23 protein-coding genes and 1 riboswitch are annotated in these 22,949 nt (G+C 38.7%); of the genes, 17 read left to right on the top strand and 6 right to left on the bottom strand.

Features of this window, described 5'->3' with window-relative positions; translation table 11 throughout:
• The first annotated feature begins 4 nt into the window (after nucleotides 1-4).
• From nuoN to spoIID, 5 genes are all read left to right on the top strand, one after another.
• A complete protein-coding gene (gene nuoN, locus Q5760_RS24420) occupies nucleotides 5-1,519 on the top strand; it encodes an NADH-quinone oxidoreductase subunit NuoN (RefSeq protein WP_428910088.1) in 1,515 nt (504 codons plus the stop codon).
• Nucleotides 1,520-1,764: 245 nt separating this feature from the next.
• The gene (locus Q5760_RS24415) at nucleotides 1,765-1,998 is read left to right on the top strand and encodes a DUF1146 family protein (protein ID WP_428912679.1); all 234 of its coding nucleotides are present in this window, start codon (nucleotides 1,765-1,767) and stop codon (nucleotides 1,996-1,998) included.
• A 264-nt stretch (nucleotides 1,999-2,262) separates the two neighbouring features.
• Nucleotides 2,263-2,970, top strand: a complete 708-nt coding sequence (locus Q5760_RS24410) for a YwmB family TATA-box binding protein (protein WP_428910087.1) — start codon at nucleotides 2,263-2,265, stop codon at nucleotides 2,968-2,970.
• Between the two features lie 31 nt (nucleotides 2,971-3,001).
• Nucleotides 3,002-4,315, top strand: a complete 1,314-nt coding sequence (gene murA / locus Q5760_RS24405) for a UDP-N-acetylglucosamine 1-carboxyvinyltransferase (protein ID WP_428910086.1) — start codon at nucleotides 3,002-3,004, stop codon at nucleotides 4,313-4,315.
• 302 nt (nucleotides 4,316-4,617) lie between these two features.
• Nucleotides 4,618-5,652: a stage II sporulation protein D gene (spoIID, locus tag Q5760_RS24400; protein ID WP_428910085.1), complete on the top strand. Its 1,035-nt coding sequence runs from the start codon at nucleotides 4,618-4,620 to the stop codon at nucleotides 5,650-5,652.
• A 50-nt stretch (nucleotides 5,653-5,702) separates the two neighbouring features.
• Here the strand turns inward: spoIID and Q5760_RS24395 are convergent, their stop codons facing one another.
• Nucleotides 5,703-6,518 (bottom strand): CAP domain-containing protein, encoded by an 816-nt coding sequence (locus Q5760_RS24395; RefSeq protein WP_428910084.1) that lies wholly within the window; start codon nucleotides 6,516-6,518, stop codon nucleotides 5,703-5,705.
• A 384-nt stretch (nucleotides 6,519-6,902) separates the two neighbouring features.
• Nucleotides 6,903-7,316 carry a VanZ family protein gene (locus Q5760_RS24390; protein ID WP_428910083.1) on the bottom strand — a complete coding sequence of 138 codons (414 nt, stop codon included), beginning with the start codon at nucleotides 7,314-7,316 and terminating at the stop codon, nucleotides 6,903-6,905.
• Nucleotides 7,317-7,512: 196 nt separating this feature from the next.
• Between Q5760_RS24390 and Q5760_RS24385 the strand changes: the two genes are divergently transcribed.
• The 10 genes from Q5760_RS24385 (at nucleotide 7,513) to Q5760_RS24340 (ending at nucleotide 15,871) form a co-directional block, all read left to right on the top strand.
• Complete coding sequence (locus Q5760_RS24385; RefSeq protein WP_428910082.1) at nucleotides 7,513-8,463, top strand: peptidoglycan DD-metalloendopeptidase family protein; 951 nt, start codon at nucleotides 7,513-7,515, stop codon at nucleotides 8,461-8,463.
• A gap of 541 nt (nucleotides 8,464-9,004) precedes the next feature.
• On the top strand, nucleotides 9,005-9,277 hold the full coding sequence (gene spoIIID, locus Q5760_RS24380; RefSeq protein WP_338450190.1) for a sporulation transcriptional regulator SpoIIID: 273 nt from the start codon (nucleotides 9,005-9,007) through the stop codon (nucleotides 9,275-9,277).
• A gap of 580 nt (nucleotides 9,278-9,857) precedes the next feature.
• The gene (locus Q5760_RS24375) at nucleotides 9,858-10,859 is read left to right on the top strand and encodes a rod shape-determining protein (protein WP_428910081.1); all 1,002 of its coding nucleotides are present in this window, start codon (nucleotides 9,858-9,860) and stop codon (nucleotides 10,857-10,859) included.
• Nucleotides 10,852-11,058 (top strand): hypothetical protein, encoded by a 207-nt coding sequence (locus tag Q5760_RS24370; protein ID WP_428910080.1) that lies wholly within the window; start codon nucleotides 10,852-10,854, stop codon nucleotides 11,056-11,058. Before Q5760_RS24375 ends, Q5760_RS24370 begins: the two co-directional genes overlap by 8 nt.
• A 106-nt stretch (nucleotides 11,059-11,164) precedes the next feature.
• A complete protein-coding gene (locus Q5760_RS24365; protein WP_428910079.1) occupies nucleotides 11,165-11,998 on the top strand; it encodes a flagellar hook-basal body protein in 834 nt (277 codons plus the stop codon).
• A gap of 47 nt (nucleotides 11,999-12,045) precedes the next feature.
• Entirely contained in the window at nucleotides 12,046-12,888 is an 843-nt protein-coding gene (locus tag Q5760_RS24360) for a flagellar hook-basal body protein (RefSeq protein ID WP_428910078.1), read from the top strand.
• Nucleotides 12,889-12,903: 15 nt separating this feature from the next.
• Entirely contained in the window at nucleotides 12,904-13,161 is a 258-nt protein-coding gene (locus tag Q5760_RS24355) for a DNA-directed RNA polymerase subunit beta (protein ID WP_428910077.1), read from the top strand.
• A 106-nt stretch (nucleotides 13,162-13,267) separates the two neighbouring features.
• Complete coding sequence (gene fabZ, locus Q5760_RS24350) at nucleotides 13,268-13,702, top strand: 3-hydroxyacyl-ACP dehydratase FabZ (RefSeq protein ID WP_428910076.1); 435 nt, start codon at nucleotides 13,268-13,270, stop codon at nucleotides 13,700-13,702.
• A 145-nt stretch (nucleotides 13,703-13,847) separates the two neighbouring features.
• Nucleotides 13,848-13,908, top strand: a riboswitch (Fluoride riboswitch).
• Between the two features lie 74 nt (nucleotides 13,909-13,982).
• Nucleotides 13,983-15,290 (top strand): voltage-gated chloride channel family protein, encoded by a 1,308-nt coding sequence (locus Q5760_RS24345; protein WP_428912678.1) that lies wholly within the window; start codon nucleotides 13,983-13,985, stop codon nucleotides 15,288-15,290.
• A gap of 224 nt (nucleotides 15,291-15,514) precedes the next feature.
• The gene (locus tag Q5760_RS24340; protein ID WP_428910075.1) at nucleotides 15,515-15,871 is read left to right on the top strand and encodes a hypothetical protein; all 357 of its coding nucleotides are present in this window, start codon (nucleotides 15,515-15,517) and stop codon (nucleotides 15,869-15,871) included.
• 46 nt (nucleotides 15,872-15,917) lie between these two features.
• On the opposite strand, the gene Q5760_RS24335 is transcribed toward Q5760_RS24340, so the two are convergent.
• On the bottom strand, nucleotides 15,918-16,352 hold the full coding sequence (locus tag Q5760_RS24335) for a YwpF family protein (protein ID WP_428910074.1): 435 nt from the start codon (nucleotides 16,350-16,352) through the stop codon (nucleotides 15,918-15,920).
• Nucleotides 16,353-16,598: 246 nt separating this feature from the next.
• Between Q5760_RS24335 and ssb the strand changes: the two genes are divergently transcribed.
• Together ssb and Q5760_RS24325 are read left to right on the top strand one after the other, a co-directional pair.
• Nucleotides 16,599-16,979, top strand: coding sequence for a single-stranded DNA-binding protein (gene ssb / locus Q5760_RS24330; RefSeq protein WP_428910073.1), 381 nt, complete (start codon nucleotides 16,599-16,601; stop codon nucleotides 16,977-16,979).
• Between the two features lie 2 nt (nucleotides 16,980-16,981).
• Nucleotides 16,982-17,158, top strand: a complete 177-nt coding sequence (locus Q5760_RS24325; protein ID WP_428910072.1) for a hypothetical protein — start codon at nucleotides 16,982-16,984, stop codon at nucleotides 17,156-17,158.
• Nucleotides 17,159-17,359: 201 nt separating this feature from the next.
• On the opposite strand, the gene Q5760_RS24320 is transcribed toward Q5760_RS24325, so the two are convergent.
• From Q5760_RS24320 to Q5760_RS24310, 3 genes are all read right to left on the bottom strand, one after another.
• Entirely contained in the window at nucleotides 17,360-18,370 is a 1,011-nt protein-coding gene (locus Q5760_RS24320; RefSeq protein WP_428910071.1) for a DUF1646 family protein, read from the bottom strand.
• A 143-nt stretch (nucleotides 18,371-18,513) separates the two neighbouring features.
• Nucleotides 18,514-21,321 carry a DEAD/DEAH box helicase gene (locus tag Q5760_RS24315; protein WP_428910070.1) on the bottom strand — a complete coding sequence of 936 codons (2,808 nt, stop codon included), beginning with the start codon at nucleotides 21,319-21,321 and terminating at the stop codon, nucleotides 18,514-18,516.
• A complete protein-coding gene (locus Q5760_RS24310; RefSeq protein WP_428912677.1) occupies nucleotides 21,314-22,786 on the bottom strand; it encodes an SWIM zinc finger family protein in 1,473 nt (490 codons plus the stop codon). The genes Q5760_RS24315 and Q5760_RS24310 overlap by 8 nt, the downstream gene beginning before the upstream one ends.
• Nucleotides 22,787-22,949: the final 163 nt, after the last annotated feature.

Below are 22,949 nucleotides of genomic sequence, written 5' to 3'. Positions count from 1 at the left end.
AAGGATGGATCTTGAAACGTTGTTATCATTTGAATGGGGTATCATGATGCCTGAGTTCATCATCCTTGGTGTCGCCACCCTTATAACCCTACTTGATTTATTTATGCCAAAAGGGCAAAGTCGCAAAATCCTTGGTTGGATTGGTTTTGTCGGAATCATAGCGGCAATCGTATCACTACTTGGAATGCTGGATCAAGAGGTTACGACGATTCTTTTTGATACGTATCGACTGGATGCTTTTGCCAAAGCTTTTAAATTTATTTTATTAGCCGGTTCTGCACTTGTCTTCTTACTCGCCATGAGCTATGAACCGAAAGAAGGCATAGATGAGTACCGAGGAGAATTTTTCTACTTGTTTTTAGCCGCCCTATTGGGTGCGATGATGATGTCTTCTAGTGGCGATTTAATTACATTGTTTATTGGGCTTGAGTTATTATCCATTTCTTCCTATATCTTGGCCGGTTTACGAAAGAAACATCTTGGTTCGAATGAAGCGGCCATGAAATATGTGATTAATGGAAGTATTGCAACAGCCATCACGATGTTTGGGATGAGCTATGTGTATGGTTTAACAGGAACCACGAATCTAGCAGATATGCGAGATGTATTAATCGGATTACAAGATTCGCAAATATCATTCCTGTTAGGAATTGCCTTTTTAATGATCTTTGTTGGATTATCCTTTAAGATTGCCGCAGTTCCATATCATATGTGGGCACCGGATGTGTATCAAGGGGCACCCACACCGGTTACGGCTTTTTTAAGTGTTGTTTCGAAAACAGCTGGCTTTATCATCATTGTGCGTATCGTTCTTTCCATCTTTTTATTAACACCTTCTGGTGGTCCAGATTCAAAACCGATTTTAATGGTGATGGATGACTATATAGCCTTGGTCGCTGCTGTAACCATGGTAGTTGGAAATGTAGTGGCACTCCGACAGACGAATATAAAACGACTGTTTGCTTATTCAAGTATTGCCCATGCGGGTTACTTGTTGGTCGCTCTGTCCGCTTTGTCGGCTTTTATGTTTGATTCGTTATGGTTTTATTTAATGGCGTATTTGTTTATGAATCTAGGGGCGTTTGCCATTATTGGAATCGTAACAGAAAAGGAAGAAACCGAAGATCTTCGTCACTTTTCTGGTTTATACCAAAGATCACCATTACTAGCTGTGGGAATGGCAATCATGATCTTATCGCTTGCAGGCATCCCTGGTACAGCTGGCTTCATTGGGAAACTGAACATTATTACAGGTGCTCTTGTTCTTGATCAGCCAATGTATGTGCTTGTTTCGGTAATGCTTGCGACAACCGTAGTTTCTTACGTGTATTACTTTAAGATTATGGTGCATATGTTTTTTCATAGGACAAAAGTTCAGGATCGAATTAAGATTCCAGTAACAACGGGCATTGTCCTGATGATTTGTGTGTTGGCCACCATTGGATTTGGGATCTTCCCGAATCTTGCCTTCGACTTTTTGCAAACGCAATTTCACGAATTTGGTGATTTTCTACAATAGAATGGTTTTCTTAAAAGGGGGGAGTACGTGTAAGGTGCTCTTCCTTTTTTACGGAAAATAAAGGCGTAAAATACGATTTGTAATGAAACTGTAAAATAAATGATAAATTTATGAAACAGAAGGATAAAGAATCGGACAACAGCGTATATATCATATGGTTACAAATTTAAAACAAATTTGAAACCTTTTGAACATGGAAACGTATATGAAAGAGTGTTTGATTAGATTTGGTAAAGGGGGGATGAATAGTGGGATATGGTCAAGAAGCCATCATAAGTATCATCTCGCATCTCGTCTTTATAGGGTTCTCATGGTGGTCACTCCAATCTTTAAATTTTGAAAAGTTTCTACGTAAAAATCGAGTTGCACAAGCAAGACTTTTATATCTGTTACTAGCCATTGCATTGGGGAGTATTGTAAGTAATTTTTTCCTTGATTATTTATTTTGGTCTCGACAGCTTCCAAGTCTTTTTGAATAACATTCATTAAATTAGGTCTTCATACCGTGTTAATTAGCGTATTTTTTAAGTAAAATTAAATTTGGTATGGCTTATACAAAATTCGACAAAATTCATCATGTATGATAGCGAATTAAAGATGGTTTACATATTTAATTTGGGTAAATTCAATTCGTTTTATGTAAGACAGGAATAAAATTGTATATGTCAAAAAGTGACGATTTTTCATCAGTATGAACTCCTTATCCTTGGTAAAAATGAAAGGTGAGGGGAGAGATACAAAAGATGAAAAAAATGATAATGGCTTTATTTAGTTTATTAGCGGTTGGATTTATTTTTATTAATATAACAAATGCCAAATCTGAACCAGATCTATTTACGTTAGCAACTACTTTAGAAAATGAACAAATTGACATTGATAAATGGTCCATTCATTCAAGGGAACAGATTGAAACGGGTGAAAAAGAAGAAAAGCTAAGCCAGTTTAAGAAACAATTTTCCGATTGGAATTGGGAAATTGTGGAGGATCAAGATCATTGGGAAGCAATAGGGACTTCAACAGGAAAGAGAATGACAGAAACGATTTCCATTCTTTCCGCAGACGGTTACTCCTATTTAATGTATGAGGTAACTGGGATTGGATGGGATCCAGAATTGAAAGATTCCTTTTCTACCATAATTTTTCCAACTTTAGATAAAATTTTTCATTCAAATCCCACTGTTTTCTCTTGTATCTATAGTGAACTAGATGGTAATATGAATGAGTCTGTGTCAGCCCATCTGACAAATCTGTTACATGTTTTTCAAGCAGAAGAGTTAGAGATGCTAAGGGAGGACAACTTTGTTTCGGCAACTGCGTATTCTCCATTATTTACAGAGTCGATCAAGGGTCATACAGAAGAATTTAATTTACAACTAGGACTGCGAAACCAAGGTTTGGGCGAAAAAACTACTCTTGTAGTTGGCACACCCATCATAACGATTGAATATTAATATAGAGATAATGGACGCGGAGGGGAATACTTTGGAAAAAATTATCGTCCGTGGCGGAAAAAGGTTAAGCGGAACTGTGAAAGTAGAGGGTGCAAAAAACTCTGTTTTACCTGTTATCGCCGCAACACTATTAGCAAGTGATGGAAGAAGTGTCATTCGAGATGTGCCTACACTCTCCGATGTATACACCATCAATGAAGTTTTACGTTATTTAAATGCCGAGGTGGCTTTTGAAGATAATACGGTTATAGTGGATGCATCTAAAACGTTGAGTGTAGAGGCACCGTTTGAATATGTAAGAAAAATGAGAGCTTCTGTTTTAGTAATGGGCTCGCTTCTTGCTAGAAATGGCCGTGCTCGAGTTGCTTTACCAGGCGGTTGTGCGATTGGTTCAAGACCGATTGATCAGCATTTAAAAGGTTTTGAAGCAATGGGTGCAAAAGTAAAAGTAGGAAATGGTTTCATTGAGGCTGAGGCAACAAACGGTCGATTACATGGAGCAAAAATTTATTTAGATTTCCCAAGTGTGGGAGCAACAGAAAACATTATGATGGCTGCAGTATTAGCTGACGGAGTAACCGTTATCGATAATGTAGCAAAAGAACCAGAGATTGTCGATTTAGCAAATTTCCTTAATAAAATGGGTGCCAATGTTAAGGGTGCTGGAACAGGAACCATTCGTATAGAAGGTGTCGATGTTCTTCATGGTGCCGATCACAACATTATTCCTGACCGTATCGAAGCTGGAACCTTTATGGTTGCTGCGGCGATCACAGGTGGAAATGTCCTTGTAAAAGGGGCTGTTCCAGAGCATCTAAACTCACTGATTGCCAAAATGCAAGAAATGGGTGTTACCATTAACGAGGAGCCAGAAGGTCTTCGTGTAATTGGTACTGATCGTTTAAAGTCTGTGGATATTAAGACTATGCCACACCCTGGTTTTCCAACAGATATGCAATCACAAATGATGGCATTATTGCTTCAAGCAAACGGAACTTCAATGATTACAGAAACGGTTTTTGAAAATCGTTTTATGCATGTTGAAGAATTCCGCCGCATGAATGCCGATTTAAAAATTGAAGGTCGTTCTGTTATTGTTAACGGTCCTTCTCACTTACAAGGTGCTGAAGTAGCCGCAACGGATTTACGTGCAGCTGCTGCATTAATTCTTTCGGGCTTGGTGGCAGATGGCGTAACTCGTGTTACAGAATTGAAGCATTTGGATCGTGGATATGTTGATTTTCACGAGAAATTAGCTTCACTTGGTGCCGACATTGAAAGAGTCAGCGAAGTCGAAGAAGTTCCTTCTTACCAAAAGAAGTTTGTTTCAGATTTAAATGCCTAAATACGGATAGAAAACCGCATGCCAAGCCTAATGCGGTTTTTTATTTTGCAAAAAATAGCCCCTTAGTGCATCTTATTCTCCTTGAAAAAGAGATGACCTATACACTCTCTAGCATCCTTCCGCATAGTAGTTTTACCGAAGAAAATGAAATTATGCAAGGTTTGAATTTTAGTCATAAATGCTTGTCCATATCCATATGATTGAATGAAGAAGGAAAATGTAGGTCCTAGTAGAAATAATGGTTAGGACAAATTTTGACTTTTTATAAAAATTTCATTCTATAGCCAGTATGGAGGATAAACATGAAGAGAATTAAACCAGTCGTTCTACTAGCCGCAGCATTATTTTTTGTCACCTTATTGGTTCCTACGATCTTAGTGCTTCCATTTGGAGAAGAAACCGTGAGCGGGAAATTAGGGGAAAATCTTCAAGCTCAAACCGAGCAGGAGCCTAGTGCTCAGCCTGCTACAACCGAGCCGGCCATTGAGGTTGCTGTGTACCGGGCGTCTAAAGAAAGTGTTGAAAGCTTGCCATTAGAGGAATATGTCGTTGGGGTCGTAGCGTCAGAAATGCCTGCTGATTTTGAAAAGGAAGCATTAAAGGCACAAGCTTTAACCGCTCGAACGTATATTGTTAAACGATTGATGATGGATACAGGTAAGGATTTACCTAAAGATGCGGATGTAGGGGATACCCAGTTTTATCAGGTGTATAAAAGCAAGGATGAACTTCGAAAATTATGGGGATCTGATTATAATTGGAAAATAGCTAAAGTGGAAGAAGCTGTTAGGGAAACCGCTGGTCAAATCTTAACCTTTGAAGGGAACCCAATTGATGCGACTTTTTTCTCGACTAGTAATGGCTATACCGAAAATTCAGGAGAGATTTGGTCTAATTCGTTACCTTACTTAAAAAGTGTAGAAAGTCCTTGGGATAAACAATCTCCGAAATTTAATGGACAGAAAGTGATTCCTGTAGCTGATTTTGAGAAAAAATTAGGTGTTCAAGTTCCGGAAACCGGGGACGTCGGGAAAGTCCTTGAACGGACAGAAGGAAACCGAATCGGGGTTGTAGAGATTAATGGGAAAAAACTAAAGGGAAGCGATATCCGTACTAAATTAGGACTTATGTCTACGGACTTTACATGGGAGAGAAAAGGCAACAACATTATTATCGAAACAAGGGGGTATGGTCATGGTGTTGGAATGAGCCAATACGGAGCCAATGGCATGGCCCAAGCAGGAAAACCATATACTGAAATTGTTCAATACTACTACCAAGGCGTCGAAATCGCGAGCGCCGATCCATTCATCACAACCATTACAGCGAAAAAATAAAAAGAGTGCCAGGCACCTTCCATATTTTGGAAGGTGCCTGGCGCTTGTTATTATTTTCCAATAAACATTTGAGTCCAGTAGTTGCCTGAGGATACATGTCCAACTCCGATGTGTGTGAAGTTTGGATTCATGATGTTTTCGCGGTGACCTTGAGAATTCATCCAAGCCTGTACGACTTCTTCAGGTGAACGTTGACCCATTGCGATATTTTCACCAGCGGTACGATAAGAAATACCGTAGGCTTTCATCATGTCAAATGGTGAACCGTAAGTGGGGCTATTATGACTGAAGTAATTTTTCGTCCGCATATCATTAGATTTTTCTCGTGCCACTTTACTTAATTCCACATCAAGCGTTAGCGCGGGTAGTCCATTTTTCGCACGCTCTTGGTTTGTTAACTCAACGACCTTTTGTTCAAAAGCACTCACAGATGAAGAAGCAGGTGTAGATGCTTTAGGTTGCTGAGCTTGAGCCGGTTTTTGCTGTACAGGTTGTTGTACGGGCTTTTGAGCAGGTTGTTCTGTTTTTGGTTGTGCTGGTTTTTGTGTTTGCTCTTGTTGTTGTGTTGGTTGTTGAGCAGGAGCTGGCTGTTTTTCAGTTATGGTAGCTTGTTCAGTAAGCTGTTTTTGTAAAGTATTTACGAATTGAGATAGGGATTGGTTGTTAGATTGAGTCCCATTTAATTTTGTCATATATTTCTGTAGCAATTCATTCACTTGCTGTTGATCTAGCTTTTGACCGGCTTGATATACATATACTTTAGATTGAGCTTCAACTGGTGAAGCGGCTTCCGCTTTATTCATACCTGGAGTTGAAACTAGTAGGGCAGCAGCTGCTGCGATGGAAAAGATCATTTTTTTATTCATTGATAAAAATCCTCCTATATAAATCACTTTTTCTAAAGTGTTGCGAACTGTTTCGCTTACGAGAAAATCATAACACGAGGTTTTTGTAATATTTGTGGAAGGATTTAACATACATAAAAGGAGATCAATTTGGGAAGTGTATTCTTTTTGTAAAAAATAAGGCGTAACAAGCTTTCAGAGATATAAAGGATAGGAATGGAATATAAGTCATATTTTTGCATAACACCCATATTTTCCTATGAAATTGGGATTGACAGGTTTTCGTAACGGGTCTCTTTATAACATTTATTACAGTGATGAAACAAAATAGAGGGGGTTATAACAAAATAAGGGTGACAGGCGCATTCCAAAATCTGGAAGGTGCCTGTCACCCTATAAGACTTCCTATTTTAAGTTCCCTATATGATAGAGAAGGTTACCTAGTTTATGGAATCTTTTCCTTTGATAGGCCCCAAATACGATCCAAGATGCGACGAGTACCCCGATGACATCCTTAATGAGGTCAATGACGGTAGCGGAACGGTAAGGGACGAAATATTGATGAACTTCATCGCTTAGACCATATAAAGAGGAAATCAGAATCAAAATGAGATTTAACCTTGGTGAAACTTCTTTAATGGTTAAAGCAGCAAGAAATAATAGAATGTATAGAATGCCAAACTCTACTAGATGCAGGGACTCTTTAATGAGCGAATCCCATCTTGGTAATTCAACGACTGCATCGGCGGGCATACTTGATAGAATGAAAATAACAATCATATAAAGGAGCGGCAATACTCTTAAGATGATTTTAAGCATAAAAACCTCCGAGGACGAAATTTAGTATTTATTGTATGGTTGATCTCTATTCTACTTCATTTTCCACTTAAAAAAACTTTTTTTTGAAATCATGAATAATTATAAACGTTTTGTCGAAAAATAAGTCCAAAAATTTTTTTCAAAAAGGTATATATTAGCAGTTATTTGATCAGAATGATTGCTGAGGTGATGATAAATGAGAGAGGAAGAAAAGAAACAAGCTTCTCTAAAAAAATTCTTTAAAAAGCGTTGGGTTTATCCAACCGTATACATTGCAAGTGCAGCTTTGATTTTAACAGGGGTTCTATGGTTCCAAAATAGCAACACTGAAAATGCTACAGAGTCTGATAAGTTTGGCTACGAAACTTCAAATAAGGAAAATCAATTTAATGAACCTGCAGAAGAAGTAGCTCGTTCCATGGAAAATATTGTCCTGCCACTATCTGAGAAAGATCGCACTAATGCTGTTATTAAAACTAAATTCTATGAGGACACTGCGAATGAAGCTGATCAGGAAGCCGCTATCGTGGTTTACCAAAATCAATATCATCCAAATACAGGAATTGATATTTCGGTTAAAGACAGTGAAGCCTTTGATGTTGTAGCAGCATTAAGCGGAACCGTTACAAACGTTCAAGAAGATGCTCTTTTAGGAAATGTGATTGAAATTGAACATGATGACAACATCGTAACTCGTTATTCATCTGTGAAAGATATGAAAATCGCAGTAGGTGACAAAGTAGAACAAGGACAAGCTCTTGCAACAGCAGGAAAAAGCTTATTCAACGAGGAAGCTGGTGTACACGTACATTTCGAAATTCGCAAAAATGATGTACCTGTTAATCCAGAAAGCTATTTAGATAAGCCATTTAGTGAGTTACAAGAAGCAAGTGTGATAGAGCAAGATGAAGCAACAGCTTCTGAAAAGCCAGAAATCATTGACTCTGAAAAGTCTAAAGAGGATCAAGATAAAGAAGCAACAGAAGATCCTGCAAAAGATGAGAAGTCTTCAATAGAAGAAGAAAAACCAGCTTCGGACGATAAAGAATCTTCAAATGAAGAAGAAGAAACTTCTACTGACGAAGAAAAACCTGAAGACGAAAAGAAAGACGAGTCAACTAACAAAACGAAAAACCAAGACGCTTAATACCAATATTTTACAGGTGACAGGCACCTTCCATAAAATGGAAGGTGCCTGTCACCTTTTTTAATTTCTTTTCTTTTGGCTTTTTAACCTTTAATTTATTAAATATTCTGAAGTATTTGAGTAAATTTGGTTATTTGTGCATATTCCTGCATCGAACCTAATAAACTGATACAAACCTGTCATATGAGAGTGTTTGAGGTGAGGAGTCGTTTTGACCATCTAAGAGTAGATTTGGATCTGGACGTGTTTTAATCCCTGTAAGTAGAAAGCTTTTGCTTTCTGCCGTATGCTTTTAACCTTATTCAGCAAAAGTCCTATGCTTTGAAAAAAGTGGGTCTGAATTAAAAAGATATTCTGATTCAATGGGTTTTCACTTCTGCTGAATAAAGTTAAGATTCTGGCGGATGCCTTGAATTATATTGGGCGCAAATTCGCTGGGGTGAAATTGATTCTAAACAACATGCGGTTACCTAATAATATAAGCCTAAGAAGCGAGTCTCATTTCACACTTCTCACATCCAAATTAGGGAGGGCGAGTGGTGTGCACGATTACATCAAAGAGAGAACTATCAAGATTGGAAAGTATATCGTGGAGACGAGAAAAACAGTTCGCGTAATTGCGAAGGAGTTTGGCGTATCCAAAAGTACAGTCCATAAAGATTTAACTGAAAGGCTTCCAGAAATCAATCCTGACCTAGCGAATGAGGTAAAAGAAATCCTAGACTACCATAAATCGATCCGTCACCTAAGAGGTGGAGAAGCAACTAAATTAAAATATAAGAAAGAAGAATTTGAAGAAGAACCAGTCAAATAACCAAATGTCTTATGATTAAGAAAAGAAGGTGAGTCTACTATATTTGTAGCCTGATCTTCTTTTTTAATTGTATTGCATGATCAAAGGTTCATGTTGATTTGGGACTACTTTTAATTGAAGTGGAGAAGGTGCGAAATGAAGACCCGACCTCCTGAATGAGAAGCAGACCATGAAAGACACCGGAAACGCGAAGTACAAGGTAAAGGATGGCTTGGGTGTAACCAAGCGTTGAAGGACGTACCTGAAACGGAAATGGACAACCAAGTTTAAATGGGTCAATTGTTTTGAAAGTCCAATACATTCCCATCAATTGAAGGGAAAATATTTTTTGACAAATTCCTACATATTTTTTAATAAACGTTACACTGTTGTAAATAATTGTGGTAAAATAAGCAATTGGGTGAAGAAATAACAAAAAGTTCATTTTTTTAGGATATATGTACAAAATAACAGAAAGTTAACATCAGGGCATCCTAATGAAATAAGGAAACCGGTGTTTGTGTCGTAGAAATACATAATATAGTCATAAAGGCTATGTGATAATAAAAAGAAGCATCCGGCCAAGGAGGAAAATCAAAAAATGTTCGCAAGGGATATTGGTATTGACTTAGGTACGGCAAACGTCTTAATACATGTAAAAGGCCGTGGAATCGTATTAAATGAACCTTCAGTTGTGGCAATTGATAAAAGTACAAATCGAGTATTAGCAGTTGGGGAAGAGGCTAGACGCATGGTGGGAAGAACACCTGGAAATATTGTAGCCATTCGCCCTTTAAAGGACGGAGTTATTGCTGATTTTGATGTAACCGAAGCGATGTTAAAGCATTTTATCAACAAATTAAATGTAAAAGGATTTTTGTCTAAACCACGAATTTTGATTTGCTGTCCAACGAATATTACAAGCGTTGAACAAAAGGCAATTAAAGAAGCAGCTGAAAAAAGCGGCGGCAAAAAGATCTTTTTAGAAGAAGAGCCAAAGGTAGCTGCAATTGGAGCGGGAATGGACATCTTCCAACCAAGCGGAAATATGGTCGTTGACATCGGTGGAGGAACGACAGATGTGGCTGTTTTATCAATGGGTGACATCGTAACTTCTTCTTCAATCAAAATGGCTGGAGATAAGTTTGATACGGAAATTCTGAACTATATTAAAAAAGAATACAAGCTTTTAATTGGGGAGAGAACGGCTGAAAATATCAAAATTACAATCGGTACTGTACAGCCTCAATTGAAAACAGAAGAAATGGAAATCAGAGGTCGAGATATGGTAACGGGACTTCCACGTACGATTACTGTGACATCTGATGAAATTGCGCAAGCACTAAGAGAATCAGTGGCTGTTATTGTTCAAGCAGCAAAAAGCGTTTTAGAACGGACGCCACCAGAACTATCAGCTGATATCATCGACCGTGGTGTCATTTTGACCGGTGGTGGAGCATTACTTCATGGAATCGATATGCTATTGGCAGAGGAATTAAAAGTTCCTGTTTTAGTGGCTGAAAATCCAATGGACTGTGTGGCAATTGGAACAGGCATCATGCTTGATAATATTGATAAACTATCTAGAAGGAAAATTGGATAATTTAATCTCAAGCCCGTTAGAAGAGGTGAAAGTCCCTTTTAATGGGCTTTTTTCGTTTAAAAAGGGGTTTGGTTCAATTAATGTGGATTTTGGTTCAATCCTTTCCCTTTTTGGTTCAATGAACAGTAAGATTGGTTCAATTGCCCCTGTATTTGGTTCAATTATTCTAAAATCAGGTGTTCCTCAAGTAAAACTATAATTTCCCAATCGTGAATCTGTATTATTTTCGAAAAAGGTACTGATTCTTGGCGAGATTTTTTCTATAATAGAAGATAAGGACTTGTACGATAAAATGAGGTGTGAAGATGTTAAGAGGTTTTTATACAGCGGCTTCTGGAATGTTGGCGCAACAACGGAAAACAGAAATGTTAGCAAATAACATGTCGAATGCAAATACCCCAGGCTTTAAGGCGGATCAATCGGCAATTCGTGCCTTTCCGGAAATGCTGCTGCAAAGAATGGACAAAGGAAATGGCGTTACGCCAGGGTCCTCCAGAACAATTGGGTCTCTGAACACGGGTGTTTATATGCAGGAGGTCATGCCAAAGTTTCTACAAGGTGACTTAAAAGAAACGGGCTTAAAAACGGATGTAGCGCTATTAGATGTAAGCTTACCCACGAATCCTGAAACAGGCATGGTTGGCTCGACCTTTTTTACGGTTGAAGGCAATGATGGAGGCAGACGCTATACGAGAAATGGAAATTTCACATTAGATGGAGCGGGATTTTTGACGACTGGTAGTGGTGCCTATGTTTTGGATCAGCAGGGAAATCGAATTGGGCTGCCGAGCGACCAATTTGTAGTCAATGATGAAGGACAGATTATTGTTGGTTTTGACGAAAATCAGGAAGTGGTAGCACGAATCGGGATTGCCTATACAAATGATCCGCATTCCATGGTAAAAGAAGGAGATGGGCTATTCCGTTTTGAGGGAGGCAACCTCGCTGATGCTTATAATGTTGATGGGCTCTTTGTGAAAACACAACAAGGATTTCTAGAGCAATCCAATGTGGACACCGCACAGACCATGACAGAAATGATGGCAGCCTATCGGACATTTGAGGCAAATCAGAAGGTACTACAAGCCTACGATACCAGTTTGCAAAAAACAGTAAATGAAGTAGGCAGAATTGGATAAAACTAGAGAACTATTTTGTAATGGGGAATAGAAAGGGGGATCCGCCATTGAATAGAACGATGTTAACGGCAACGAATACGCTAAGTCAGCTACAAAAACAAATGGACGTGATTAGCCATAATATTGCCAATGTGGACACGACTGGTTATAAAGCGCAAAAGGCAACGTTTACGGACTTGCTCGTACAACAATTTAATAATCAACGACACGCTGCGAGTGAAGTAGGAAGATTGACTCCAAATGGCATCCGTCAGGGAACAGGTGCAAGGCTTTCACAAATTCAAATGGTGATGGCTCAAGGAAGTATCAAACAGACCGATCGCGAGCTTGACCTTGCTTTTACAAAGGAAGGTCAGTTCTTTCGTATTGAAGTTCCAAATGATGCCGGCACTGAAATTCAATATACAAGAGATGGTGCGTTTTATTTATCCCCGACACCTGATAATGATATGATGCTTGTTACAAGCAATGGAAATTCGGTATTAGATGAAAATAATAATCGGATTATCATAACTGGACAACCTAAAGAGTACCAGATTAATGAGAATGGGCAAATCACGGTTTTGATGGAAAATGGAATTTCTGAAACCTATTATCTGGGTGTGACACAAATAGATAAGCCACAGTTTCTAGAACGAAAAGGTGGGAACCTGTTGGGACTTCCAAATAATTTTGCAGAGCTCAATGTAGATGTAGAGGATATCCTAACAGATTTAGAAGGTCTAGATCGCAACCTTATTTCCATGAGACAAAAGGCATTGGAGCAATCCAATGTTGACCTATCACAGGAAATGACAGATCTAATGCAAGTCCAGAGGTCGTATCAATTTCAATCACGATCGATTAATCTAGCCGATCAAATGATGGGACTTATTAATGGAATTCGCTAAAAGGGGAACACATCAATGGCTGTTAATGAAAGTAGTCGCGAAGCTTTAAGACTTCAAAAGGAAGAGGAGAAGCAAGAGCAGAAAAAAAATAAAATTCGATTGCGACTGATCCCCATCTGGATGCGGGTGATCATCGTCCTTGTATTAATTATTGGAAGTGCAGGAGCAGGGGCTGCAGTTGGATATGGAGTACTTGGCGACGGCAAAGCACTCGACATTTTTAAACGCTCAACATGGACCCATATGATTGATTTAGTCCAAAAAGAAAAATAAAATGAAACAAAGGGACGGTTCTTCATGTTTCATGTTTGTACAGGTTATATTTTAGATGAATGAAACACGCAGAACCGTCCCCTTGTTTCAAATTGGAGGTATACATATGTTAGATATTACGCAAATTAAGGAAATTATTCCGCACAGGTATCCGTTTTTATTAGTGGATCGCATTTTAGAAGTGGAAGAGGGCAAAAAGGCAGTGGGCATTAAAAATGTTTCAGCAAATGAAGAATTTTTTAATGGTCATTTTCCAGAATATCCAGTGATGCCAGGTGTGTTGATTGTTGAAGCACTTGCTCAAGTTGGAGCGGTTGCGATGTTAATGAAGGAAGAAAATCGTGGACGACTTGCTTTTTTTGCTGGAATTGACAATTGCCGATTTAAAAGACAAGTGGTACCAGGCGATCAATTGCGTTTAGAAGTAGAGATGGTTCGCCTCCGAAGTACCTTTGGAAAAGGAAAAGCAGTGGCTACCGTTGATGGTGAATTAGTATGCGAAACGGAAATTATGTTTGCTCTAAGTGAAAAAAACGAATAAGAGTAAGTTGAAACATGGGGACGGTTCTTCATGTTTCATTTTTATGAAACGGGTCTAACGCTTCCCAATATGAATGAAACAGGAGAACCGTCCCCTTTTTTAAAAAGTTATTGGCAATTTATTTAATCTCTGGTAAGATATATTCAATTGAATCGGCGATGGAGTTCGCCATTAACTGCCTAAGAGCTAATGACTCCTCCCAAATTTGATCTGAAATGATCTTTTTTGGGAGGAGTCTATTTTGTTTTTAGGCAAAAAATATAATGAAAAGGAGAACGATATGAATAGGATTAACAACGTTATTAACGAACATATTCATTTGCAATTGTTGTTTTACCTGATGAAATGGACTGTTTTGGCTGGTTTGGTTGGAGTTTTAGCAGGTTCTGCTTCTGCCTTTTTTCTCGTTAGTTTAGAATGGGCTGCCCAAACAAGAGAAACCTACACATGGTTCCTATTTTTACTTCCACTTGGGGGAGCGTTTGTTAGTTTTCTCTATTGGAAATACGGATTAAACTCCTCAAAGGGGAATAACTTAATAATTGAACAGGCACAAGGAGCGAAGGAAAGTATTCCCTTTCGAATGGCCCCTTTAGTCTTATTTGGCACGATCGTCACTCACTTGTTTGGCGGCTCTGCTGGACGAGAAGGTACTGCTGTTCAAATGGGAGGGGCCTTCTCTGAACTGATTGGAAAAGTTTTTAAATTAGATGAAACCGATCGAAAAATTATCATTATTTGTGGAATTAGCAGTGGATTCGGATCTGTATTTGGGACGCCTTTAGCAGGGACCGTTTTTGGGCTAGAAGTATTAGCATTAGGACTAATTAAACACGAAGCTATTTTTCCTGCTTTTATTGCCGCTTTCGTCGGTGATCTTGTGACGACAGTTGTATGCGGAGTCGGTCATCACCATTATGAAATAGGCGCAATTCCAGCATTAACTCTTGTACTCATAATAAAAATTATTATTGCCGCTATTTTATTTGGTTTAACAAGTACGTTATTTTCAGCATTAACAGATTGGTTAAAAGTAAAATATACAAACCTATTTCCAAACCCGGTGATTAAAAGTTTCGTTGGTGGACTTGTTATCATCATACTCGTATATGTAGTAGGAACAAGAAAATTTTTAGGCTTAGGAATTCCGCTCATTGATAATGCCTTTGAAGGAGATGTTTCTCCTCTTACCTTTATAACAAAATTACTTTTCACTTCTCTTACACTCGGAGCCGGTTATCAAGGAGGAGAAGTAACCCCTTTATTTGTCATTGGATCTACACTAGGCAGTTCTTTAGGGGAAATACTGCAGGTTTCCATTCCCTTTCTAGCTGCATTAGGATTTATCGGTGTTTTTTGTGGTGCGACTAATACTCCTATTGCTTGCTTTATTATGGGGATAGAGCTGTTCGGGTCAGAAGCTAGTCTTTATCTATTTCTTGTTTGTATAATTAGTTATTTATTCTCTGGTCATACTGGGATCTATACTTCTCAGCAAATCAGTATTTCAAAAAGTAAACGCATTATCGTCAAACAAAATGATACGCTCAAAACAATAAAATTACATAAGAACAAAAAGAAGAAGTAGTATGATTTCACTCTGAAAATTTACTACTTTATCAGTTAAGCGATTTACAATAAAATCTGAGTTACTAAGACGATTAGGAATGGGATGGATTAATAAGCAAAGGGGCTTGGTCAAATTCTGTTTTCCTCCTACCAATAATTTCTGTAGGTAAATAATATTCATGAATGGGGTAACCTAAATACGACCAATCGGGGTCTATTTTAAAAATTGAAAGGGGTTTTCCCATGAATCGAAAGATTTTAGCTTTAGCTGGTACTTCATTGTTATCCGTCATGTTACTAGGCGCATGTGGAGATGATCAGGATCCACCACCAGAAGATAATCAAAACCAACAGATTGATGAAAATAACGGAAATAACGGTGTCGATGAAAACGATGGTGTTGATAACAACTTGAATGATGATAACAACAACGACACGAATCGTAATGACAACGATATGAATAATAATCTTAATGGTGGGAATACAAATGACGTTAATACTGACAATGATGGTGATCCGGCGACTGACCGCAATACGGGAGAAGAGGAAATTGTTGAAGACAGACTCGATATGAATGACCGAGATAATAAAGATAAATAAAAAACAAAAGCTGTCAGATGATTCGAATCTGGCAGCTTTTAACTTTTTAGTGCTTTTTTAAAGGTGGTATCGTAGGCTTTGTGATCATTTTATGTTTAAATTCTTGAAGCAATTCTTGACCTGTTAATCCTCTTTCAATCAAATCAGCCAATAATAGCTCAACATAAGTATTTGAGTTTTTAACATATCCCGAGAAGAGGAGGCTCATCCTACCGTTACCTAGTTTATTGATTTTTAGGAATTGACTATAAAAAAATGCAGGATCATTTTCCCGTCGTGAAATGATAATTTGAAGTGTGGAGGGACTGTCCTTTTTCAATAATTCCTCAAAGTATTCAAGATAGTCTACTGAAACATATGCTTCTAACAACCAGGTGCGAGTATCATTTTCTTTGTTAATGACAAGTCCTTCAATCAGATTAATTTCTTTTAATCCGTGTTCCTCTACGACATACAATGAGATTAATTTAAATGTCTTCATAATCCCTCCTGGTATTCAAGCCATTATATAAAATTATAACATGGTAAGAAAATTCGGAAAATAATTTCCGGTAAATTTTACTGAAAGTTGATAATAATTATTTAAGATATAGTAGATTTGACCTAAAACCTAATACTTTAGACTCTATTTTTAAAACATGGCAAGAGAAACGTAATTTATTTGTGTTTTACATAAACTTAGCGGCTATTGTATGATGGGACCATCAACAAAGAGAGGTGAAATGAGATGATTAATCAAGTCACATTAGTTGGGAGATTGACAAAGGACCCAGAGTTACGAATTACGCCTGAGGGAACCACTGTTACAAATGTAACGGTAGCTGTTAATCGCCAATTTCGTAATCAGCACGGGGAAATTGATGCAGATTTCGTACAATGCACTCTTTGGAAAAAAGTAGCGGAGAATACAGCTCAATACTGCCGAAAGGGTTCCTTAGTTGGAATAACAGGACGAATACAAACTCGATCCTATGACAATCAAGAAGGAAGGCGGATTTATGTCACAGAGGTAGTAGCAGAAACGGTCAAATTTTTGGACAATCGGCGTTCCAATTCAGCCCAGAAGCAGCCGTTAGAACATCAAGTTGAAATCGCGAAGGAGGCTTAACTGTGTCAACGATCCAAAAAAATGAATCAGACCAAAGAATTGAACTCCTCATTGAAAATCTAATCCGCATCCAAGGCTCACTGAATGCCAAAATGGATTATCTCAATCGCAGGCTAAGGCAGATCGAATATACACTTGAGCAAACATCACAACAAGAACAACACCATGCTTTAAATTAATGATAGATTGTCATTTTTTATTTAATATATTGAAAACCCTTACAACACAATCTCTTCCTATAGAAAATCAATGACTGCCACGTAATACCTCCTCATACTACGCGCCTGCTGCTTACGCAGGTGCATTTTTTTATAAGGGAGTATAAATGCCCGTCAACTTAAATGAAAATCCGCCTACAAGCGTAGACGGATTTAATAAAATTAAAATATGAACAATATAACAAAGAATATGGCCATTAAAATAAGTCCGACTGGCAGACCGAAAACAGCCCATTCCTTACTCGTGATGTTTAATTTACCGGCAGCAATAATGTTTGGAATATTACCAGGAATCAGCATTCCTCCAGCAATAAGTAGACCTAAAAGAATGGCACGAATTGTTTCGTCATCCATCGCAGGGCTGACTTCTGCTGCTGCAAGTGTTGCATTATCAAGAACAGCTGATAACATATTTATCCAATATAACAATCCAGGGGCAAGACCAAGTATGTATGCTTCAATTAATGGCTCAAAACCATGTCCTAAGAAGGTAAGACCCATTACGAAAAGATAAATTTTTGCTGCGCGAATGATAATGTCTTTATAAGATTCAGAAGGATTTTTTGCGCCTAATGTATTTGGACTTTCTGTTGTTTTTACAAAGAATACAGAAATAATTCCTAATATGATAACACTCGGAACGACTTCAGGACCAATTAAACTAAATAAATAACCAAAGTCCTCACTCATTTTACTAACTACAATGGTTGAAAGCGGTTCCCCGATGGGTGATAAGGCAGCCCCTAAACCGATAGAGAAACAGGCTAAAATGGTAAACCGAATTTCCGATTGGCGCTCTAATGGCAGTACATTAACAATAATAACAAGAATAATCGCAGCAATAATGGCTGTTATAATACTTGAAGCAAGCCCTAAAATAATAACCATTAATCCAAGGAAAATTCTAGGGGTTAAGGCTTTACTGGTAGCTAAGATAGCTTTTTCTAAAGGCACTTGAGCCCATTTCGTAATTAATCCGGCAATTAAAACAGCCAGCGTGATCTGAATCGGATCGACAAGAGCCTTTTCAATCAAATGCATATTCATCATTCCACTAACAGTTGCAGCCGCAATCCCCATAATAAAAAGGAACGCTTCTAAGTTGTGCTCTACTTTCTTTACTGAGAATGGTAATACTAGTACTAAAATTAAGATAATAAATAATCCAACCACATGACCAGATCCCTTTCAAAGAATTTTTAAAAAACTTTCTCTAATTATAGCATGTAATTATCGAAAAAAGTCGATTTATAATGAAAGGTGAAATTTTAAAATATATTTGAAAAATAAAAAAAGACCGTTGTCAAACAACAGTCTTAACGTAAATAAATCAAATCTCGAAGCTCGTCGGTTGAAAGCTCTGTAATCCAGCTATCGCTCTGAATTACTTCATCATTAAGAGCCTGCTTTTTATCCAACATGAGGTCGATCTTTTCCTCAAGGGTTCCAGTACAAATAAATTTATGAACGTGGACAAAGCGTTTTTGTCCGATTCGATAGGCGCGATCAGTTGCTTGATTTTCAACAGCTGGATTCCACCAACGATCATAGTGAATCACATGGTTCGCAGCGGTCAAATTCAACCCTGTGCCCCCAGCCTTCAACGAAAGCAAAAAGACAGGAAATTCCCGATCTTGGAAGCGTGCTATCATTCCGTCACGTTGCTGCTTGGCTACACTTCCGTTTAAAAAAGGAACCTCGATACCGAACTCAGCCTTTAGCATTCTTTGAATCATATGACCCATTTCGATGTATTGCGTAAAAATAAGACAGCTCTCATCCTGCTCAATAACAGAGCCGACAAGCTCCTGTAGCTTTTCCAATTTCGTTGAACGTTGTATTAAATTGGACGGTCTTTCTTCTTTTAAATAGAGTGCCGGATGGTTACATAATTGCTTCAAGCGGCTTAGCATTTGTAAAATAAGACCCTTGCGCTCAAATCCTGTTAGTCTTTCGATATCAGCTAATGTGTCCTTAACCAATTGTTCATACAAGGACGCTTGTTCAGCGGTCAATGGACAGTATTCCTTCTGCTCTAATTTATCTGGCAAGTTTAATGCCACGTCCTCATCCTTCTTTGTTCGGCGTAACAAGAAGGGGCGGATTAACGCTTGAAGCTGACTAATTTTCGCTTTATCATTATCCTTTTCAATCGGAATCACATACCGCTTTTGAAATTGTCCTAAACTTCCAAGATAGCCATGGTTGGTAAAGTCAAAGATTGACCACAATTCAGTTAAGCGGTTTTCCATTGGCGTTCCCGTTAAGGCAATATGGTGAAGTCCCTTTAGCTTCCGAACCGCTCGGGATTGCTTTGTCCCTGCGTTTTTAATGTTTTGCGCTTCATCAATAGAAATGGAACTCCACGTCAGTGATGAGAACTCATCAAAGTCAAGATGGGATAGCCCATAGGAAGTTAGGACAACATCGGTATCCTCCACAGTTTGAGAAAAATTCTCACCCTTTAAACGATTTGAGCCATAATGCAGATAGAGCGTTAAACTTGGCGCAAATTTCTCAATTTCTTTTTGCCAGTTGCCTAGAACAGAGGTCGGGCAAATAATCAGTGCGGGTCCCGGTCTTTCGCTTTCTTTTACTTTTAAAAGGTAGGAGATCAACTGAATTGTTTTCCCGAGCCCCATATCATCTGCAAGGGTTGCTCCAAAACCAAAGCGGCGTAAGAATAACAGCCAACTCATCCCAAGCTGCTGATAAGGGCGCAACTCGCCTTGAAAGCTGTCTGGAACATCCTCAAGCGCCAGTTCTTTTAAATTGCGTAAACCCTTCACCATCTGCTTCCAATTTCGATTTAATTCAATTTCAATGTTCATAAAGGTACGCGGATCATCCAGTTCATCTACTTCCACATCATCTGCACCAAAAAGTTCTTGTTCAATAATGTCTCGAACATGGAGACCTTCTTTCTCAGCTTTCTTCATGAGTTCTTGGATTTGATGGATAAAAGTCGGGTCAAGCTTAATCCAACGACCGCGGATATAGACAAGCTTCCGTTTTTCCTCCACAAGACTGTTAAATTCATCCTCCGACAAATCAACGCCATTCATAGAAAAGCGCCAGTCATAATCCAATACAGCCTGTAAGCCAACAAAAGATTGGCGGTGACTGCCTGATGTTCCTTTTACTTTGGCTTTGACCTTCAGGCTCGCACTTTTCATCGCTTGCCACCAGGAAGGAAGAAGGATATCCATTCCTAAGGATAGTAAGGTTTCACTAGCCTCGGTTAAGAAAACCCAGGCTTCCTCTTCAGTCAGTTTATCAGTCAACCCCTTCTTTCCTTCAAGCCATGGAAAGAGGCGAATCAGGCGCTGTTGCTCTTGTTCAATCCGATCCAGGTGTGGGTACCAACTGCGAGGATAACTGCTCTCATTCCCAAGGTCAACTACAAGCGAGGGGTCCTGTTTATCCCGAAGAAAGAGTTCCAACGACCAAAAATCACTGATGTCAGCAGGTTCCTCAAGTTTTAGACCAAGTGTAAAGGGAACAGGGTCGTCGGTGATGCCCATCCAAATCCGAAAGCTTTCTTCATCAAAGAAGGCAGCCAACTGGTGGGGGGCGACGGTTCCATCCTGTAAACTTTCAATTTTCTCACCGAACTTTGTTTTTAACTCTTTATTTTGATTTAAATAATCATTCAATGCATGATTAAACCAATTTTTCATAAACGGGCGGATATTTTCCCTTTCCCAAAAGTCAGGGGCAAATTCATCAATGACTCGATCGGGTAGCGACCAGTGAAATTCATCTTTCTCCCATGCTGGAAAATCAGGCATCCATTCTTTCTCGATGACAGCATCATAGATCGTGTGGGCGGAGGCAAGACAAACTTGTGCTACCTCATCCCAGTCCCATTCAACCATACGATTAAACTGATCATGGGCAAAAAGGGTCGCCAACTGCCACCCGTTTAAAACGATTCCTTCCATACCATCGTGGGTTAAAGATTCCACCATCGTTCCATAGTAGCTTTCTTTATGGTAATTAAACAATAAATACTGCCATGTGGAAGGAGAGTAGGTTCGTTCGTTTTCATCCATGGCTGTGATAAAATAGCGATCTTCGCCTAAATGGGTTACGTTAATTTTAAGATATCGTGTTTTAAGCATCGATCAGCTTACCCCTTTTACATTCTTCTTGAAACGCCCGCATCCGTTTTGTTCTAGCTAAAATCATCTCAAAGTACTCATCCCATTCATCAAGGCGCTTCATTTTTTTATACAACGTACGAAGTTTTTTTAACTTCCTTACGGCTTGGCGATAATAGGTGCGATTTTTCCCCTCAATATCAGCTTTAATCGCTTGATGATAAAGCGGAAGTAAAATCTCAGGTGCATTTGTCTGCAAGGTTTTCAGCGATTCTTTTGACACAGACTCCATCGTAAATCCAATATACGTCTGTAGTTCCATCCATTTATCATAATCCCCTTTTTCGAGAAGAAAGTGCTGGTAGTCATAGGAACTATAGGGGAGCATGTTGAATAAGGCTTTTTCGACTAAATCGGGACGCTCATTCTCTGTACAATACGGCATAACCGCCTTTAAGGCCATATGCATAAATTGACGAGCTCCATAATAATCATTCTGATAGGTTAAATAGTCTTTCATCAGACCGATAAAATGAACAATATAAAACTCCATTTGTTTCGAATCAAGAAGACCTAGCCAATAGAAAAAGTAAGGCGTGAGGTCGGAATCACATAGGACAATCATCTCTCGTGCTTCTTCGTGAACGCCAAGAAGGATGTTTAAGTGAATCAATCCAACAGTCGTAGGAAAATTGGGTGAGGGATGACTAGCCAAGTTTTCCTTCATTTCTTCACGCCAGCTTCTTTTTTTAAATAAATCAGTCCACAGTAATCGAAATAAATGAATCCGTTCATAATCAAAGCTTGCAGGTCCTGTAATCAAGTTGACCGTTTCATACCTTAATTTTTCAATAAAAGTATCAAAAGAAAATGGGAGTGACTGTACCGATAATTTATAAGATAATTGCTCCATTTCATCTAGTATATTCTGAAAAAGATGACGATAATGGTGGTTGATTGTTTTTTCATCATGGTCAAGTTCGACACTTAGTTCGAGTAGTTTTTGAAAAGAAATGACATTTGCAATCAGACTATATAGGTTTTTCCATTCCTTTGAAAGAGGCGCATCTGCTTCAATGCGTCGTTCATACACAGAAAAGAGTTCGTTGATTATATAAGGCTTTGGTTCAGGATTGCCTTTCACAATGACATCAAAGCTCTTCCGAATAGAGTCTGTCCAATGTTCATAGTCTGGGCTTGAATGTCGGGTATTTTTCAACAAATCCCGAGCGCGCCCGATTCCAAGTGATTTTGCTTGTTTCTGTTCTCGTATCGGCTCACGCCAATGGGTAAGCCATGTTGAAACGGAACTATTATAAGAAAGCAGTTGAAAGAAAGCAGCCATTTGATGTCGGCAGATTCCCTCTTGAGGGCAGCTACACTCGCTTAAATAAGGAAAGTTTAAGTCCAGCTTCACTTTAACTGGAGTCACATCCTGAATAACCCCATTTACCATTTCATCTTTTTCCAGCTTCAACTGAGACACAGACCCTTGGCGGTACAGAATAAATCCTTTATGGACAACTTGTGCGTCCTCAGGATGACTCGACTTGAGTGTCTCTTTTAAATAGTCCGAATACAACTGCAAAGGCTCCAGAAAACTTTCAGGGATCACTCCCATCACCACCTTCCCGTAAAAATCCATATTC

It is taken from the genome of Niallia sp. Kr1, from assembly GCF_050389805.1.
Taxonomy (GTDB): Bacteria; Bacillota; Bacilli; order Bacillales; family Cytobacillaceae; genus Bacillus_BD.
Note: the sequence above shows the minus strand (reverse complement) of the source record. Positions and strands in the feature narration are given on the sequence as shown.

Bases quoted from the DNA above. Each gene is read 5' to 3' on its own strand.
- nuoN (WP_428910088.1), top strand. From the start codon at position 5: ATGGATCTTGAAACGTTGTTATCATTTGAATGGGGTATCATGATGCCT.
- Q5760_RS24410 (WP_428910087.1), top strand. From the start codon at position 2,263: ATGAAAAAAATGATAATGGCTTTATTTAGTTTATTAGCGGTTGGATTT.
- spoIID (WP_428910085.1), top strand. From the start codon at position 4,618: ATGAAGAGAATTAAACCAGTCGTTCTACTAGCCGCAGCATTATTTTTT.
- Q5760_RS24395 (WP_428910084.1), bottom strand. From the start codon at position 6,518: ATGAATAAAAAAATGATCTTTTCCATCGCAGCAGCTGCTGCCCTACTA.
- Q5760_RS24390 (WP_428910083.1), bottom strand. From the start codon at position 7,316: ATGCTTAAAATCATCTTAAGAGTATTGCCGCTCCTTTATATGATTGTT.
- Q5760_RS24385 (WP_428910082.1), top strand. From the start codon at position 7,513: ATGAGAGAGGAAGAAAAGAAACAAGCTTCTCTAAAAAAATTCTTTAAA.
- Q5760_RS24375 (WP_428910081.1), top strand. From the start codon at position 9,858: ATGTTCGCAAGGGATATTGGTATTGACTTAGGTACGGCAAACGTCTTA.
- Q5760_RS24365 (WP_428910079.1), top strand. From the start codon at position 11,165: ATGTTAAGAGGTTTTTATACAGCGGCTTCTGGAATGTTGGCGCAACAA.
- Q5760_RS24355 (WP_428910077.1), top strand. From the start codon at position 12,904: ATGGCTGTTAATGAAAGTAGTCGCGAAGCTTTAAGACTTCAAAAGGAA.
- fabZ (WP_428910076.1), top strand. From the start codon at position 13,268: ATGTTAGATATTACGCAAATTAAGGAAATTATTCCGCACAGGTATCCG.
- Q5760_RS24345 (WP_428912678.1), top strand. From the start codon at position 13,983: ATGAATAGGATTAACAACGTTATTAACGAACATATTCATTTGCAATTG.
- Q5760_RS24340 (WP_428910075.1), top strand. From the start codon at position 15,515: ATGAATCGAAAGATTTTAGCTTTAGCTGGTACTTCATTGTTATCCGTC.
- Q5760_RS24335 (WP_428910074.1), bottom strand. From the start codon at position 16,352: ATGAAGACATTTAAATTAATCTCATTGTATGTCGTAGAGGAACACGGA.
- ssb (WP_428910073.1), top strand. From the start codon at position 16,599: ATGATTAATCAAGTCACATTAGTTGGGAGATTGACAAAGGACCCAGAG.
- Q5760_RS24315 (WP_428910070.1), bottom strand. From the start codon at position 21,321: ATGCTTAAAACACGATATCTTAAAATTAACGTAACCCATTTAGGCGAA.